This window comes from Streptomyces sp. NPDC087844, from assembly GCF_044742785.1.
GTDB lineage: Bacteria > Actinomycetota > Actinomycetes > Streptomycetales > Streptomycetaceae > Streptomyces.
Genome location: NZ_JBIUVD010000022.1, coordinates 56651 through 71776 on the forward strand (window position 1 = coordinate 56651; position 15126 = coordinate 71776).

12 protein-coding genes are annotated in these 15126 nt (G+C 73.0%); 7 read left to right on the forward strand and 5 right to left on the reverse strand.

What is annotated here, in order from left to right:
- Positions 1–266 precede the first annotated feature (266 nt).
- Complete coding sequence (locus tag ACIOKD_RS33005) at positions 267–2099, reverse strand: transglycosylase domain-containing protein (protein ID WP_402091360.1); 1833 nt, start codon at positions 2097–2099, stop codon at positions 267–269.
- Positions 2096–2914 carry an RNA polymerase sigma factor gene (locus ACIOKD_RS33010; RefSeq protein WP_402091362.1) on the reverse strand — a complete coding sequence of 273 codons (819 nt, stop codon included), beginning with the start codon at positions 2912–2914 and terminating at the stop codon, positions 2096–2098. Before ACIOKD_RS33010 ends, ACIOKD_RS33005 begins: the two co-directional genes overlap by 4 nt.
- A gap of 557 nt (positions 2915–3471) precedes the next feature.
- Between ACIOKD_RS33010 and ACIOKD_RS33015 the strand changes: the two genes are divergently transcribed.
- Both ACIOKD_RS33015 and ACIOKD_RS33020 read left to right on the forward strand, forming a co-directional pair.
- Positions 3472–3981, forward strand: coding sequence for a SigE family RNA polymerase sigma factor (locus ACIOKD_RS33015; RefSeq protein WP_398287405.1), 510 nt, complete (start codon positions 3472–3474; stop codon positions 3979–3981).
- Positions 3971–4870, forward strand: a complete 900-nt coding sequence (locus tag ACIOKD_RS33020) for a L,D-transpeptidase (RefSeq protein ID WP_402091365.1) — start codon at positions 3971–3973, stop codon at positions 4868–4870. Before ACIOKD_RS33015 ends, ACIOKD_RS33020 begins: the two co-directional genes overlap by 11 nt.
- Positions 4871–5068: 198 nt before the next feature.
- Here the strand turns inward: ACIOKD_RS33020 and ACIOKD_RS33025 are convergent, their stop codons facing one another.
- Both ACIOKD_RS33025 and ACIOKD_RS33030 read right to left on the reverse strand, forming a co-directional pair.
- Positions 5069–5491, reverse strand: a complete 423-nt coding sequence (locus ACIOKD_RS33025) for a luciferase family protein (protein WP_402091367.1) — start codon at positions 5489–5491, stop codon at positions 5069–5071.
- Positions 5492–5678: 187 nt separating this feature from the next.
- Complete coding sequence (locus tag ACIOKD_RS33030; RefSeq protein WP_402091370.1) at positions 5679–6719, reverse strand: hypothetical protein; 1041 nt, start codon at positions 6717–6719, stop codon at positions 5679–5681.
- A 153-nt stretch (positions 6720–6872) separates the two neighbouring features.
- Between ACIOKD_RS33030 and ACIOKD_RS33035 the strand changes: the two genes are divergently transcribed.
- The 3 genes from ACIOKD_RS33035 to ACIOKD_RS33045 all read left to right on the forward strand — a co-directional run bounded on the left by ACIOKD_RS33035 (position 6873) and on the right by ACIOKD_RS33045 (position 11469).
- A complete protein-coding gene (locus ACIOKD_RS33035) occupies positions 6873–8720 on the forward strand; it encodes a glycoside hydrolase family 15 protein (protein WP_402091372.1) in 1848 nt (615 codons plus the stop codon).
- Between the two features lie 41 nt (positions 8721–8761).
- Positions 8762–9742, forward strand: coding sequence for an FkbM family methyltransferase (locus ACIOKD_RS33040; RefSeq protein ID WP_402091374.1), 981 nt, complete (start codon positions 8762–8764; stop codon positions 9740–9742).
- A gap of 242 nt (positions 9743–9984) precedes the next feature.
- Complete coding sequence (locus ACIOKD_RS33045; protein WP_402091569.1) at positions 9985–11469, forward strand: serine/threonine-protein kinase; 1485 nt, start codon at positions 9985–9987, stop codon at positions 11467–11469.
- Between the two features lie 27 nt (positions 11470–11496).
- Here ACIOKD_RS33045 and ACIOKD_RS33050 read toward each other — a convergent pair whose 3' ends face one another.
- Positions 11497–12558 (reverse strand): PucR family transcriptional regulator, encoded by a 1062-nt coding sequence (locus ACIOKD_RS33050; protein WP_402091377.1) that lies wholly within the window; start codon positions 12556–12558, stop codon positions 11497–11499.
- Positions 12559–12999: 441 nt separating this feature from the next.
- Here ACIOKD_RS33050 and ACIOKD_RS33055 point away from each other — a divergent pair, with 441 nt between their 5' ends.
- Both ACIOKD_RS33055 and ACIOKD_RS33060 read left to right on the forward strand, forming a co-directional pair.
- Positions 13000–13515, forward strand: coding sequence for a hypothetical protein (locus ACIOKD_RS33055; RefSeq protein WP_402091379.1), 516 nt, complete (start codon positions 13000–13002; stop codon positions 13513–13515).
- Between the two features lie 138 nt (positions 13516–13653).
- Complete coding sequence (locus tag ACIOKD_RS33060; RefSeq protein WP_402091382.1) at positions 13654–15060, forward strand: flotillin family protein; 1407 nt, start codon at positions 13654–13656, stop codon at positions 15058–15060.
- Positions 15061–15126 lie beyond the last annotated feature (66 nt).

Sequence of the window (15126 nt, forward strand, 5' to 3'; positions counted from 1 at the left end):
CGGTCTGGCGGCCCACCGGGGCGGTCTGGCGGTCTGGAGGTCCGACCATCGGCCCGATGATCCGGCTGGCGGCCCGGAGGTCCGGCCGGTGGCCTGGTGACCCGGACGGCGGTCCGGCGGCCCGGCGGTCCGGGCGGTCGGCCCGGAGACCCGGCCCGCCCGCCCGGCTTCGCCCCGCCCCAGGGAACCCGCCGCCCCCAGGGAACCCGCCCCACGGGAACCCACCCCAGGGACCCCACCCCACGGAACCAACCCCAGCGCACCCCCTAGGGAACCGGCGCGCTTGTGGGCTTGGGTTGCTGCGGGGTTCGGCCGCCGGGGGAGCCGGCCAGCCGCCATACCTCGTCCGCCGCCAGCGCCGCGTACGAGTCGGGCGGGAGGTCGCCGGTGAGCCCCGCGACCCGGACGGGTTTTCCGCCGCGCTCGGCGAACAGGGCGAGGGTGAGGGCGAGCTTGGGCGAGTACACGCTCCGCCAGGCCGTCCGGGCGCCCGGCCCGCTGCCCGCGCCGGCCGAGTGCACGACCGGCACGACCGGCACGGCGGGCACGGCCCTGGCCGGGGCGAAGGCCCCGTCCTTGACACCGGGCAGGAAGGCACCGCCCTCGCCGCCCGGCACGTTCAGCAGTTCGGTGATCACCGCCGCCTCCTTGCCGTGCAGCGCGGTACGCGTCTTCGCATGTGCGGTGTGGACCGTACGGCCCGCCTTGGTGATCTTCGCGACGGTGTACGGGGCCGCGTAGGTGCCGTCGGCGGCCAGCGTGGCGTACGCCGAGTTCAGGCGCAGCGGGGTGGGAGCCGTCTCCTTGACGAGTTCGCTCAGCGGGTCGCCGAACCGCAGACCCTTGTAGGCGAACGGGTCGAGGACCGTGCCCGCCTCGACCGCCCCGTCGACGGCGTCGTTGAACGGCTGGTGGGCGTAGTCCGCTCCGCCGTACAGCACCCGGACCGCGCCGTCGCCGGGGACGGTCGCGACGACGGCGGTGTGCAGCCGGGCACCCTTGACGCCCTTGACGACCTGGACACCCTTGCCGCCCTTGCCGCCAGTGTCGCTGTCGGGCGTCCGCTCGCGCACCAGCTCCGCCGTCTCGTCCTGGAGGCCGAGGTCGAAGGTGGTGTGCACCTTGTAGCCGCCGCGCGCCAGCTGGTCCTCCGTGATGCCGAGCCGGTCCGCGGCCTCGGCGGACGCCGTGTCGATCAGGTACTGGCGCTGGCCGTTCGTGCCGCCTGGCGGGTAGAAGCGGAAGGCGGGGAAGCGGGCGGCCGTCCGTTCGCGGGCGCTGATCGCCCCCGAGTCCGCCATCGCGTCGAGCACCCACACCCAGCGGCGCTCCAGGGTTCCCGTCACCTTCGCGTCCGCGCCCGCCCGTTCGTAGTACGAGGGCAGGTTGAGGATGGAGGCGAGGGCGGCGCCCTGGGAGACCGTCAGGTCGTGGGCGCCGACGCCGAAGTAGTTGCGCGCGGCCGACTCGATGCCGGCGGCGCCGCGGCCGAAGTACACGGTGTTGAGGTAGCCCGCCAGGATGTCGTCCTTGGCCCTCGTGCGGTCCAGTTTCACGGCGATCAGGGCCTCGTGCGCCTTGCGCTTGAGGGACTGCTCGGGGGTCAGCAGGGCGTTCTTCACGTACTGCTGCGTGATCGTGGAGCCGCCCTGGCGGTCGCCGCCCGTCACGGTCGCGAGCGCGGCCCGCAGGATCGCGGAGGGGGCGACCCCCGAGTCCGTACGGAAGGAGCGGTTCTCCGCGGCGATCACGGCGTCCTGGACGTGCCGCGGGACCTGCTTGAGGGGAATGTCCTGGCGGTCGACCGGGCCGCGCCTGCCGAGGTACTCGCCCCCGGTGTCCACGAAGACCGTGCTCTGGCTGACGGTCTCCGGATGCGGCTCGGGTATGGGGGTCATCCGGTACGCGACGACGACCGCGGCGCACACCAGAAGGAACAGCGTCAGCAGGGCGGCCAGCACGCGGCGGAGGCGGCGGACGCGCGTACGGCGCCGGCGGACACGTATCCGCCGCAGGAGCGTGCCGATGCGGTGGAGGCGGGTGCCGCCGCGGCGGAGCGGGTCGCGGGCGTTCACACGGGTGGTCGCGCGGGCGTTCATGAGGGGGTGTCCGTCCGTGCGAGGAGGGTGCCGGCGGAGTCGTAGGCCTTCACCGTGATGCCCGGCGACGACGTGTCGCTGCCGGTGAGCTGGGTGTCCACGTACCAGGCGGACCAGCCGGGGGAGCCCGCCAGGGTGAGCAGGCGTGCGGTGAACGTGCCCTCGGTCGTGCGGACCTCGACGCGGGAGGCCTCGCGGGTGCCCCGGTGGACGCCGGAGAGGAAGATCCGTTCGCCGGTCGTGGAGTCCGCCCGGAGGGTCAGGCCGGGACCGGCGGACCCGCCCTCCCCGGCGTCGCGGAACCGGTTCGGCTGCCTGGGTGCCGACAGGTGCGTGCCGTCCTTGGAGAGCCAGAACTGCACACCGGGCGCGGCGGCGACGCGTTCGCCGGGCGTCACGACACGGACCGCCGCCCTCTCCACGGAGACCGTGACCCCGCCGGACCCGGAACCCGTGCCGCGCACCGCCCCCACGACCAGGGGTACGAGGAGGAGGGCACCCACGGATGTGAGCACCGCGGTGGTGCGCCGGCGCTGCTTGCGGAGCGTGCGACCGGCCGCCTCGATGGCGGGCCCGGGAAGGGGCGGGGCCTCGGACGGGCCCTCGCCGCACGGGCCTTCGCGGTACGCGGCGTGGGCGCGCAGGGTTCTGTCCGCCCGGCGTCGCACCGCTTTCACCGCTCCCCGCGAGGAGTTGAGGAGCGCGGCGATCTCGCGGTGGGTCAGGCCGTCCCAGTGCCCGAGCACGGCCACGGCCCGCCGACGGGGCGGGAGGCCGGCCAGCACCTCGGTGAGCGGGTCAAGCGGATCGGGCACGTACGGCTCCGGCGTGTACCTGGAGCGCCCGGAGCGCCCGGAGTGCCTGGAGTGTCTGGAGTGTCTGGAGCCACCGGAGCCACGGGAGCCCCCGGAGCCACCGGAGCCACGGGAGCCCCCGGAACCCCAAGAATCCCAGGAGTGCCCGAGACGGGCGACCAGCCGTGGCCTCCGTCGCAGAAAACCCCGTACCAGAGCCCGCCGGACGTAGAACTCCGCGTCGTCGCCCGGGACTCGGCGCCGCGCGTAAACCTCGGCCACCGCGGCTCTCGCGCGTCTGTCCGCGTCGGCGGAGTTCCCCGTGAGCAGACGGGCCGTGCGCGTGAGCCGGGGCCAGTAGTCCCCGGCGCGGGCGGTGAAGTCGTCGTCCATGGTCAGTCGAGCGCGACGATGCGCGCCACTCCCTCCGGATCGGCCCTGCGCGGTGCTTGTGCTTCGATGTACGCGACCTACGCGACCTGTGTTGCGTACGTGACGTACGTGACCTGTACGCACGACAGAGGCAGCCGGGTTGCACGGGACTTCCGAGAACAGCGGCAGGGGGTGTGGCGGGGGGTATGACCGAGGACGAGTTCGACGGGTTCTACGCGGCCGCGTTCCCCCGGCTGACCGGGCAGCTCTACGCCTTCACCGGTGACCACGGTGAGGCGCAGGACGTCGTCCAGGAGGCATTCGTCCGGGCCTGGGACCGGCGGCGGGAGTTCCTCGCCGACGGGGCGCCCGAGGCCTGGATCCGTACGGTCGCGATGCGGCTCGCGGTGAGCCGGTGGCGGCGGGCCCGGCGTTGGCTGGAACTGGTGCGCCGCAATCCGCCACCGGAGCACACACCGGGGCCGGGGCCGGAACGGGCCGCACTGATGGCCGCGTTGCGGGAACTGCCCGAGGCGCAGCGCATGGCTGTCGTTCTGCACCATCTGTGCGACCTGAGTGTCGAACAGGTAGCCTCCGAAACCGGTGCGCCCACAGGGACGGTCAAGGCCCGGCTGTCCCGTGGCCGGGCGGCGCTGGCGCGGCGGCTCGGCGAGGCCGACGAACTGGGTGAGAGGGAGGACGACCGTGTCCGATGAGCTCACGCCCGGCCGCCGGCACGAGCACGAGGACCCCGGCGACGGATCGAACCGCTCCGAACTCACCGTCGCGCTGCGCGGGTTGGCCCAGGAGCACGAGACCCCCGTGGCCGTCCCGGGGGCGGAGATCCGCCGTCGCGCGGTACGCCGCCGCAGGCGCCGCAAGGCCGCGCTGGCCGCCGTCGGTACGGCCGGAGCAGGAGTGCTGGCCCTGGTCCTGGCCGTGGTGCTCACGGAGGGCGAAAGCGCCCGGTCGGTTCCGCCCGCGGCCAGTTACGGCGTGAATACGCCCCCTGCGACCGCCGACCCCTCTCCGGTCGCCGTCGCCGCCACGGTGGACCTCGACCGGCGGGAACTGACCGCCGAGGGACGCACCCTGTCCATCTCCGCCGGGGCGAGCGGGTCGCCGACGCCGACGGGGCTGATGACGGTCACCGCCAAGTACAAGTCGACGATGGTGCCGGGCGCGGTGGCGGGTTGGGGCGCGTACGAGGTCAAGGCGACCTGGGTGATGCGGCTGCGCGGCCCCGACGACCGTACGAACTACCTTCTCGCCCTCACCTGGGACGAGAAGGCGCCCGGCGCTTACGACATGACCGGTGGCGCGATCGGTATGCGCAGCGTGGACGCGATGTGGCTGTACAAGGTGCTCAGTCCGGGCGCGGTGGTGGAGGTGGTGGGGGCGGCCACGGCACGGCCGACCGGGGAGCCCTATCCGTCGCGGGCGGGTGACGGTGTGGAGGTCCCGCAGGCCGGGACGGTGACGCCGGAGCCGACCGGCGCGGCGAGGGCGAAGGAGTCGGCGGACGAGGCACGGGCGAAGGAGCTGGCGGACGAGGCACGGGCGAAGGAGCCGACGGCGGCCGGGGCCAGGGACACGGGGCCCTGAGACGTGGTGGGCCAAGTCCTGGTGTGAGCTTTACTGCGCGTTAGTTGCAGGGGTGGTGACATGGCGTGAGGGTGGAGGCAGTTCCACGGAGGTCCGCACGACTGCCTCCCGATGGCCACCCCCTCCTCCTGGCGTGCCTCCCCCTCTCGGGAGGAGCGGGTGTGGCCTCGTACAGGCAGTTCTCGGTGACGGCGGCTGTCAGTGGTGTGGCATGAGCCGGTCCACCACGCGGCGGGCCGCTCCCGGGCGCGGCCCGGGGACCACCGCCGGCCGCTCCCAGTCGCAGGGCGGTGTCGGGCGCCGGAGCGGGACCGCGCCCTGCTCCTTCAGCGCGACACTCATCAGCCCCAGCAGAAGCTGGACGTCGGCGTCGCAGTCGAGGAGCACGGTGATCCAGGAGGCGCCGGGGCGGACTCTGATCGCGCTGGCGTGCAGGAGTTGGGGAAGCAGGCGTTCGACCGCCGTGGGCGTGAGGTGGAGGTCGGCGGAGTCGTCGGAGTGGAAGTGGACGATCTCGTGTCCCGCCGAAGCGAAGGCATGCCCAACGGCACACCGGGGCGGGCCACTTACCAGGTTCGGCCAGGTCTCCAGAAGAGCAATGGCGCGAGGGGCCGCGGTCATGACCCCATCCTCGCGCACGCTTCACCTGGAGGACCACCCCCAGCCACCTCCGACTACTCGCACCGCACGGCCGGCTACCCGGTCACAGCGCGGAAACCCGCCAGGGGCCGTACCGGCCGCTCCGGCCGCGTCCGGTACCTCACCGACCGGCCATGACGGCCGTACCCGCGATCACGGTTCAGCGCGTTCAGTTCAGCTCGTCGGGGTCCGGCTCGTCCTCGTCGCCGCCGCCGCTCTGTTCGGAAGGCCGGGCGGAGGGCTGGTCCGACTCCGGGTCCGACTCCGACTCCGGGTCCGGGTCCGACTCCGACTCCGGGTCCGGGTCCGGGTCGGAGTCCGGGGCGGTAACCGAAGCCGAGTCCGAAGCCGGTTCCGAAGCCGGGTCCGCAGCGGAAGCCGGGGCCGAGAGCGCCGCCGCGGGCGTCCGGCCGGCCAGGACCTCCTCAAGGCGCCGGGTGCCGGCCTCGGCGGCCCGCCGGACGGCCTCGGCGTCCACCTCGTCGAGTCCGCCGTCCGTGAGGGAGAGCGCGCTGTCGCCGACCCGTACGGCGGCGAAGTCCAGGGTGAGCACGGCGGGCCGGCCGCCGCCGTCGCCGCTCACGGTCACCCGCAGGCCTTCAGCGGCCTCGCCCAGACCGGGCAGCGGCGCGCCGACGGCCCGGACGGTGAACTGGCCGCCCCTGACATCCGTGGCCGTGAACTGCCCGCACCTCTCCGGCACCGTCCTCAGCCAGGCCAGTGAGGAGTCCAGCGCCGCCCGGTCGTACGCCCCGACCTGGTACCGCAACTGCGCCCCGGTGCCCGGGTCGTCGAAACCGGCCGCCGCGCGGGATCCGGCGGGTACACCCAGCAGGTTCTCGGCGTACAGGCCGTCGAGCAGCCGCTGGCAGTCGCTGACGTCCGCCTTCCCCTTGAGGAGGGCGTCCCGCCAGGTCGCCGCGCCCTGGGTCCCCGTCCAGCCGTCGCCGAGGTCGGCGGGGGTGAGCAGCGCCGACTTCGCCTGCGCCTCGGTGAGCGTGTGCGCGACGGTGACCGAGGGGGACGGAGAGGGGGCCCGCGCGGCCACGGCGGAGGCGGAGGCCGCCGCGTCGTCCGCGGCACCGGCTCCGCCGCCACCGCCCGAGCATCCGGCCGTCGTGAGCAGCGCGGCCACCGCGAGGACCGGGACGAGGGCCGGCCCGAGGGCGGGGACGGTACGCCGGTGACGGCGGGGCGGACGGTTCAGCACGGATGCCTCCTACGGCTCCCGACGGCAGGGACCTGCTGGATCCCTCCCACGGCACCATCGCGCGGCACCGCCCACCAGCGCACCGGGCCGACCGGGTGAGCAGGCGGGCACCTTCGAGATGCCTCCGCCCACTCCCACGGCCACACTGGCCCCATGCCGGGACGGATCGAGGACTACGCCCTCGTCGGAGACCTGCTGACCGCCGCCCTCATCGGCCGCGACGGCAGCCTCGACTGGCTGTGCCTGCCCCGCTTCGACTCCCCCGCCTGCTTCGCCGCGCTGCTGGGCGACGAGAACAACGGCCGCTGGCGGATCGCCCCGGTGGCCGCGTACGACGGCCCAGGCCCCCCGACCTGCACCCGCCGCTACCGCGGGGACTCCCTCGTCCTGGAGACCGAGTGGGAGACGGACACCGGCCGGGCCACCGTCGTCGACTTCATGCCGCGCCGCGAGGATGCCCCCGGTGTCGCCGGCGTCGTACGCGTCGTCGAGGGCGTGTCCGGCACCGTCGACCTGCGCATGGACCTGCGGCTGCGCTTCGGGTACGGGAGCGTGGTGCCCTGGATGCACCGCGAGCACGGGCAGCTCACCGCGGTCGCCGGACCCGAGTCGGTGCGGCTGTCCACCCCCGTCCCGCTGACCGCGCACGGGCACGCCCACACCGGCGACTTCACCGTCACCGCGGGCGAACGCGTCCCCTCCGTCCTGACCTGGCACCCCTCCCACCTGCCCGCCCCCGGCCCGGTGGACCCCTTCGAGGCGCTGCGCCGCACCGAGGAGTACTGGAGCGACTGGCTGCGGCCGTTCTCGTACGACGGCACCTACCGCGAAGCGGTCGTACGCTCCCTGATCACTCTCAAGGCCCTCACCTACGAGCCGACCGGCGGGATCGTCGCCGCGCCCACCACCTCCCTGCCCGAACAGCCCGGCGGCGTACGCAACTGGGACTACCGCTACTGCTGGCTGCGCGACGCCGGCATGACCCTGGAGGCGCTCCTGCGCAGCGGCTTCACCGCCGAGGCGGACGCCTGGCGCGGCTGGCTGGAACGGGCGGTCGCCGGCCGCCCGCAGGACATCCAGATCATGTACGGCATCGGCGGCGAGCGCAGACTCACCGAGTGGACGGCCGACTGGCTGCCCGGGTACGAGGGTTCGCGGCCGGTGCGGATCGGCAACGGCGCCGCCGTACAGCAACAGCTGGACGTGCCGGGTGAGTTGATGGACACCCTCGCCCTGACGCTGAGTTCGGGGCTGCGGCCCCAGCGGCATCTCGTCGCGCTCCAGCGAGCCGTGCTCGACCATCTGGAGAAGGTCTGGTCCCGGCCCGACCAGGGCCTGTGGGAGATGCGCGGCGAACCCCGCCACCACGTCCACTCCAAGGTCATGTGCTGGGTAGCCTTCGACCGTGCGGTCCGGCTGGCCGAGGACCACGGGCGCCCGGGGCCCGTCGCCCACTGGCGCGAGATCCGGGACCGTATCCACCGGGAGGTCTGCGAGCGGGGCTTCGACCCGGCGCGCTCCACGTTCACGCAGTCCTACGGTTCGCGCGCCCTCGACGCGGCACTGCTGCTCATCCCGCGCACCGGGTTCCTGCCGCCGGACGACCCGAGGGTGGTCGGCACGGTCGCCGCCGTCGAACGCGAACTGGCGACCGACGACGGCCTGGTCCGCCGTTATTCGACGAGCACGGGGGCGGGTACGGGGTCCGGTGGATACGGGAGTCCCGACGGGCTCGCCGGTGGCGAGGGCGCCTTCCTGGCCTGCTCCTTCTGGCTCGCGGACGCCCTGCGGCTGACCGGCCGCGAGGACGAGGCCCGGAGCCTGTTCGAACGGCTGCTCCTCCTGCGCAACGACGTCGGCCTGCTGGCGGAGGAGTACGACCCCGTCGCCGGGCGCCAACTGGGCAACTTTCCGCAGGCGTTCACGCACGTGCCCCTCATCAGAGCGGCCTACGAACTCGACCGTCACGCGACCGGTCGTCCGGGAAAACTTGTTCTGTGAAGTACCGGTGAATCCGCAACGTCTTCTGCGAGGCTGACCGGATGCCGACCCTTTACAGAACACTGCTCGGAATCCTTCCCCGGATAGGCGTGAAGGTGGTCGATCTCGGTCCCGGTACCTCCCTGCTGTTCCGGCGGGGCGACCGGACCGTCGTGCCGGTGGGAAGCGGCGCCGATCTGGTGACCCGCGGCAGGAGCCGGTACGCGGTCACGGACGCCGGCCCGGACACCTGGGTGGTGGCCCGTGGGTCAGCGGGGCGGAACGTGAGAAGTGTCCCCCTCGGCGACACCGGCGCGCGCCTGCTCCTCGACCAGGCCGTACCGGCGGACGGGGAGCGGGAGTTCCAGCTCGCCGCCGCCCACTACCTGTGCACCCAGCATGTGGCCGCGCTGCTGGAACTGAACCGGGTGAACTGCGTGTTCGACGTCGGGGCCAACAGCGGGCAGTACGGGAAGGGGCTGCGGCGCTTCGGCTACACGGGACGCATCGTGTCGTTCGAGCCGGTCTCCGCGACGTTCGAGAAGCTGCGGAAGTCCGCCGAGAACGACCCGGACTGGCAGGTGTACAACTTCGCGCTCGGCCGCGAGGAGGCGGTGCAGTCCATCCATGTGGACTGGAAGTCCATGAACTCCCTGCTTCCGCCCAGTGAGTACGGCAAGGAGCGGTACCGGCGGTTCGCCAAGGGGCGTACCGAGGAGATCGAGATCCGGCGGCTCGACGGCGTGATGCAGAAGGCGCTTGAGGGGGTCGAGGACCCCCGGCCGTATCTGAAGATGGACACGCAGGGCTTCGACATGGAGGTGTTCGCCGGGGCGGGGACGCGTATCTCGGAATTCGTCGGGATGCAGTCCGAGGTGGCGGCTCTGCGGTTGTACGAGGGCAGTCCGGCGATGGCTGAAGCTGTCGCCGCTTACGAGGCGGCGGGGTTCGGGGTCACCGGGATGTACCCCGTGACCCGCGACCCCGCGACGGGCCGAGTCGTGGAGTTCGACTGCGTGATGGTGCGTGCGGAATCCAACTGATCGCGCCGTTCCCCGCGGGAGCGGGCCCGCAGCCGAACTCCACGTCCGCCCCGGGCGGTGGAAGGGCCAGGACAGGGTCCGGGGATCGGTAGGCTAAGGGGACCGCGAGTCCCCCCATCCGCGCTTCCGCAACGCTGAAGTGCCGTTCGCGGCCGTCGTGTTGGCCTTCTGCTGTTGAGGATGATTCGCTGGTGCTCGTCGCGGAGCGGTATCGGTTGCAGGCGTCCATCGGCCGAGGCGGGATGGGCGAGGTGTGGCAGGCCACCGACGAGGTGCTCGGCCGGGACGTGGCCGTCAAGCTGCTGCTGGGGGGCGAGACGGACAGCGCCTCGTCCGCCCGGTTCCGGCTGGAGGCGCAGACGGCGGCGAGGCTCAGCCACCCGTACGTCGTCGCCGTCTTCGACTTCGGCGCCTGGGACGACCGCTTCTACCTGGTCATGGAGCTCGTCGAAGGCCGCAGTCTCGCCCAGGAGCTGAGCGCGTCCGGCACCCTCGGGGCGGAACGGGTGGCCACCGTCGCCGCCCAGGCCGCGGCGGGACTCGCCGCCGCGCACCGCGAGGGGATCGTGCACCGGGACATCAAGCCCGGCAACCTCCTCGCGGACGCCCAGGGCACCGTGAAGATCGGCGACTTCGGCATCGCCCGTTTCGTCGACGACCCGTCGTCCGCGCTCACGACGGCCGGCCAGATCGTCGGCACCAGCCTCTATCTCGCCCCCGAGCGCGCCCTGGGCCGCCCGGCGTCCGCCGCCTCCGACGTGTACTCCCTTGGCTGCGTGCTCTACCAACTGCTCACCGGAAGACCGCCGTTCCAGGGCGAGAGCCCGACGATCACCCTGCACCAGCACATCGACATGGCGCCGGTGCCTCCCCGTGAGCGCGGAGTCCAGCTGCCGCCCGCCTTCGAGAACTACCTCCTCGGCCTGCTCGCCAAGCAGCCCGAGGACCGGCCCACGGCCCAGGAGGTCGCGGACTGGTTCGGTACGGGAGCCTGGCAGGGACGGGCCGAGCCGCTCCCGGTGGCCGCACAGCAGCCGCGTACCCAGGTGTCGTACGCGTCCGCGCCCCCGCACCAGCAGGCCCAAGGGGCCGACAGCGGGGCCCCGACGACGTACCGGCTGCCGGCGACCGCCGCGCAGCCGACCGGACGCTCCGCCCACGCCGCCCGCTCCGGGACCGGGCCCCTGCCCTCCGCGTCACCGTCCGCCTCGCACTCCGCCCGTTCCGGGCCTTCGCGCCGCGCACGACCCACCGGCGGTGGTGGCGGACGCGGCGGTGTCGGGACCGCCGTCCGGCGCAGGCCCCGGGTGTTCGGCATCCTCGCCGGTGCCGTGCTCTTCGTACTGGCCGTGCTCGCGGGTATGTCGATGTTCTCGCCGGAGGACACCGCTTCCGAGGACGGGTCGAAGGACGCGATACCCTCCGCCGGTGCGACCGCGGGCTCGTCCGGCAAGCCGGCCACCGGGGCGCCCGTGGCAGGAACGGTGGACCAGGACCAGGACCAGGACCAGGACCAGGGCGGGGAGCAGGGGCAGGAGACCGGGACCGAGCCCGACGTCGGTACGGCGCCCTCCGCCTCCCCCTCCGGCACGGAGGAGAATCCGGACATCGTGCCCACCGAGGATGCGGAGAAGCCGGGCAAGCAGGACAAGGGCGAGGAAGACCGGTCGGACGACCACGACGATGACGACGACGTGGACGACGGCGTGGACGACGGCGAGGAATGAGCGGACGCGCGGCGGACGGGGTGCTCCTCAGATGTCCTTCCCCGGCCAGTCCAGCAGCCGCGCACCGATGACCGCCGTCTGCAGCGTGTACCGGTGCACCGGGTCGGCCGGGTTCGCCCCGGTCAGCTTGTGGATGCGTGCCAGCCGGTAGGTGAGCGCGCGGACGCTCAGCGCCAGACGCCGGGCGGCCTCCGCGGCGACGCAGCCCGAGTCGAAGTACGCGGTGAGGGTGTCCAGGAGCGGTTCGGCGCCGCCGCGCGCCGCGCGCAACGGTCCGAGCGCGCTGACCACCAGGTCGGCCATGGCCTGCCGGTCCCGGGTGAGGACGGGGTACACGAGCAGGTCGGCGGAGCGCAGTACGGGCGTGTCGAACTCCAGCCGGTCCGCCAGGTCGAGGGCGTTCAGCGCCTCCTCGTAGGACTGGACGACCCCGCCGGGCCCTGGCTGGGAGCGGCCGATGGCGACCTGGCCGCCGTCGGTGGCCGCGTACGCCTGCTTGGCGAAGAACGCGAGTACGTCGTCCTGGTCGCCGGGGGCGATGCACACCAGACGCCCGTCCTTGGTGGTCACCAGGATGCTGCGGTCGCCGAACCTGGCGATCAGCGCGCGCTCCACCTCGCGGGGCACGGCGTCCCCCTCGTCGTACCCGTCGTGACCCGCGCTGCCCCGTGCCACGGCGACGGCGTGTGCCTGCGAGAGGCGCAGCCCGAAGCGTTCGGCGCGTTCGGCGAGCAGACCGAGGTCGCTGCGGCCGTGCAGCAGGTCGTCGATGAACTCCCGGCGCGCGGCCTCCTCCTGGCGTACGGCGAGGAGTTGCGCCCGCTCGTAGCCCTCGGCGAAGGCGTCGACGGCCTGCTCGACGGCGGCGAGGGTGCTCTCCCCGGCGGTGGCGGGCCAGTGCACGCGGGCGGCGGTGAGGTGGGCGCCGACCAGGGCGCGCAGTCCGAATCCGGCCTCGGCGGCCCGTTCGCCCAGCGCCCGCCGGGAGTCGAGTTCGTCGCGGGTCAGCCGGCGGCCCGTCGCGGAGGCGTCCGCGAGGATGCGCGCGTACCCGTCCAGGTACTCCTCGGGTACGTCCCGCCCCGCCATGCGCGCCCCTCTTCTCCCGATGAGCCGTTTTCCCTCGATGAGCTGGTGACGCCTTTCTAGCGCATGGGGCAGGGGTGTGGTGCGGTGAGGCCGGGGATCGCTGCCGGGACACGGCAGACGCGAGGCCCCGGTACCGGCCGTCCGCTGACGGTGTCCGGTACCGGGGCCCCTGTCCGTCCCCCGTCGCAGTCCCCCGTGGCTCCCCGTTCCTGCCCTCCCATCGTGCCCGGAGGAGAGGGGCCCGCGCATTGCCGGAATCCGGCAGTCTTCACGCGTCCCTGATGCCGGGCGGCGCCACGGGTACGGAATACCCGGGGCCCGTGTGGCGAAGCGGCATCAAGAAAGCGTAAAGAGTGCCGGACTCCGGCAATGTGTATAACGCACGAATCTGACACACTGCGAGTCCACCAAGGTGATCGGCACAGTCGGGGAGGTGGCCGCGTGAACCTGTTTCTCGGTCTCGGCATCGCGGGTGTCGTGCTGCTGCTTCTTACGCTGGTCTTCGACGGCGTACTGGAAGGGCTGTTCGGCGGGGCAGGTTTCCTGGACGGGCTCTTCGACGGACTGCTCTCGCTGCCGGTGATCGCCGGGTTCGTGTCGATGCTCGGCTTCGGCGGCGCCCTCGTGCTCGGCACCACCGGACTCGGCGCCGGGCCCGCCACCGCCGTGGGTATCGGGGCCGGAGCCGCGGCGGGCGGGCTGACCTGGCGGTTCAGCCGCGCGCTGATGCGCGACGAGCCGTCCGCCACACCGCGCGGCGCCGACCTCGTCGGCAGCTCGGGTTCCGTCGTCACCCCGATCCCGGTCGGCGGTTACGGCGAGGTGCTCGTGTATCTCGCGGGGCAGCCGCTCAAACTCGCGGCGCGGAGCCCCGAAGCCGTGGCGCGGGGCACCGAGATCTGGGTCGAGGAGTCCTTGTCACCGACGTCGGTGGCGGTCCGCCCGGTCCAGCGCTGAGGCGATCCGCAGTCCGCAGTCCGCAGTCCGCAGTCCGCAGTTCTTTGTCCTTGGTCCTTGGTCCTTCGTTCTTCGTTCGTTCTTTGTTCTGGTCCATACCGATCTGCCGCCTTGGGGGTGGCACGGGGGGAATCCATCATGAGTCCAGTGCTCGTCGCGGTCGTGGGAGTCGTCGTACTCCTCGTCCTGCTCGCGCTCGTCGTCGTCACGCGGTACAAGGTGGCCGGGCCCAGCCAGGCCTTCATCGTCACCGGGCGCCGCGGCAAGAAGTCCACCGACCCGGACACCGGGCGGGTGTTCACCGACAACAGCGGCCAGAAGGTCGTGGTCGGCGGCGGTGTCTTCGTCGTGCCGTTCGTCCAGCAGAAGTTCACCCTCGACCTGTCCAGCCGGCACATCCCGATCTCGGTGCGCGGCGCGGTCACCCTGCGCGGCGTCAAGGCGAACCTCGAAGGCGTCGCCATCGTCAAGGTAGGCGGCACCGAGGACTCCATCCGCGCCGCCGCCCAGCGGTTCCTGATGCAGCAGAACGGCATCGTCGGCTTCACCCAGGAAGTGCTCTCCGGCGCGCTGCGCTCCATCGTGGGCCGCATGTCGGTGGAGGACATCATCCGGGACCGTGCCGCGTTCGCCGGGCAGGTCGCGGAGGAGGCCGAGGCGAGCCTGTCCGGGCAGGGCCTGGTACTCGACGCCTTCCAGATCCAGGACATCACCACCGAGGGCTCGTACCTGGAGGACCTCGGCCGCCCCGAGGCCGCCCGCGCCAAGCAGGAGGCCGACATCGCGGAGGCGGTGGCCCGGCGCGCCGCCGAGCAGGCCCGGCTGAAGGCCGAGGAGGAGATCGCGATCGCCCAGCGGACGTTCGCGCTCAAGACCGCGGAGATCAAGGCCGAGACGGACGAGGCGGCGGCCCGTGCCGCGGCGGCCGGTCCGCTCGCCCAGGCGGCCCGCAGCCAGGAAGTCCTCGCCGAGCAGGAGAAGGTCGCCCAGCGGCAGGCCGCGCTGACCGACCGCGAGCTGGACACCAAGGTCCGCAAGCCGGCCGACGCGGCGCGTTACCAGGCAGAGCAGGAGGCGGAGGCCCGCCGGGTCGCGCTGGTCAAGCAGGCCGAGGCGGACGCCCAGCGGTCCCGGCTGACCGGTGAGGGCGAGAAGGCGCACCGCGCGGCGCTCGCCGACGCCGTACGGATCGAGGGTGAGGCGGAGGCCGCGGCCATCGGGGCGAAGGGAGCCGCCGAGGCGGAGGCGATGCGGTTGAAGGCGGACGCGTTCTCGGGGTACGGCGACGCGGCGGTGCTGCAGATGCTCGTCGAGGTGCTGCCGCAGGTTGTCGCCAAGGCGTCCGAGCCGCTCAGCGCGATCGACAAGATGACGGTCATCTCGACGGACGGGGCGAGCCAGTTGTCCCGTACGGTCGCGGACAACGTCGCCCAGGGGGTCGAGCTGCTCAGCTCCACGACCGGGGTCGACCTGCCTGAACTGCTGCGCAGGATCACGGGGCCGACGGCCGCGCCCGCCAACGGCAAGGTCGACGTCACCGACTGACGGCAGGACGCCCGGACGCGGGCCGGCCCCACCGGCCCGCCGTAGGGTGAACGGATCAGCAGATCG

Excerpts from the sequence above, each read along its gene's own strand:
- ACIOKD_RS33035 (WP_402091372.1), top strand. The coding sequence starts at position 6,873 with ATGCCGGGACGGATCGAGGACTACGCCCTCGTCGGAGACCTGCTGACC.
- ACIOKD_RS33060 (WP_402091382.1), top strand. The coding sequence starts at position 13,654 with ATGAGTCCAGTGCTCGTCGCGGTCGTGGGAGTCGTCGTACTCCTCGTC.
- ACIOKD_RS33015 (WP_398287405.1), top strand. The coding sequence starts at position 3,472 with ATGACCGAGGACGAGTTCGACGGGTTCTACGCGGCCGCGTTCCCCCGG.
- ACIOKD_RS33050 (WP_402091377.1), bottom strand. The coding sequence starts at position 12,558 with ATGGCGGGGCGGGACGTACCCGAGGAGTACCTGGACGGGTACGCGCGC.
- ACIOKD_RS33045 (WP_402091569.1), top strand. The coding sequence starts at position 9,985 with ATGGGCGAGGTGTGGCAGGCCACCGACGAGGTGCTCGGCCGGGACGTG.
- ACIOKD_RS33040 (WP_402091374.1), top strand. The coding sequence starts at position 8,762 with ATGCCGACCCTTTACAGAACACTGCTCGGAATCCTTCCCCGGATAGGC.
- ACIOKD_RS33005 (WP_402091360.1), bottom strand. The coding sequence starts at position 2,099 with ATGAACGCCCGCGCGACCACCCGTGTGAACGCCCGCGACCCGCTCCGC.
- ACIOKD_RS33025 (WP_402091367.1), bottom strand. The coding sequence starts at position 5,491 with ATGACCGCGGCCCCTCGCGCCATTGCTCTTCTGGAGACCTGGCCGAAC.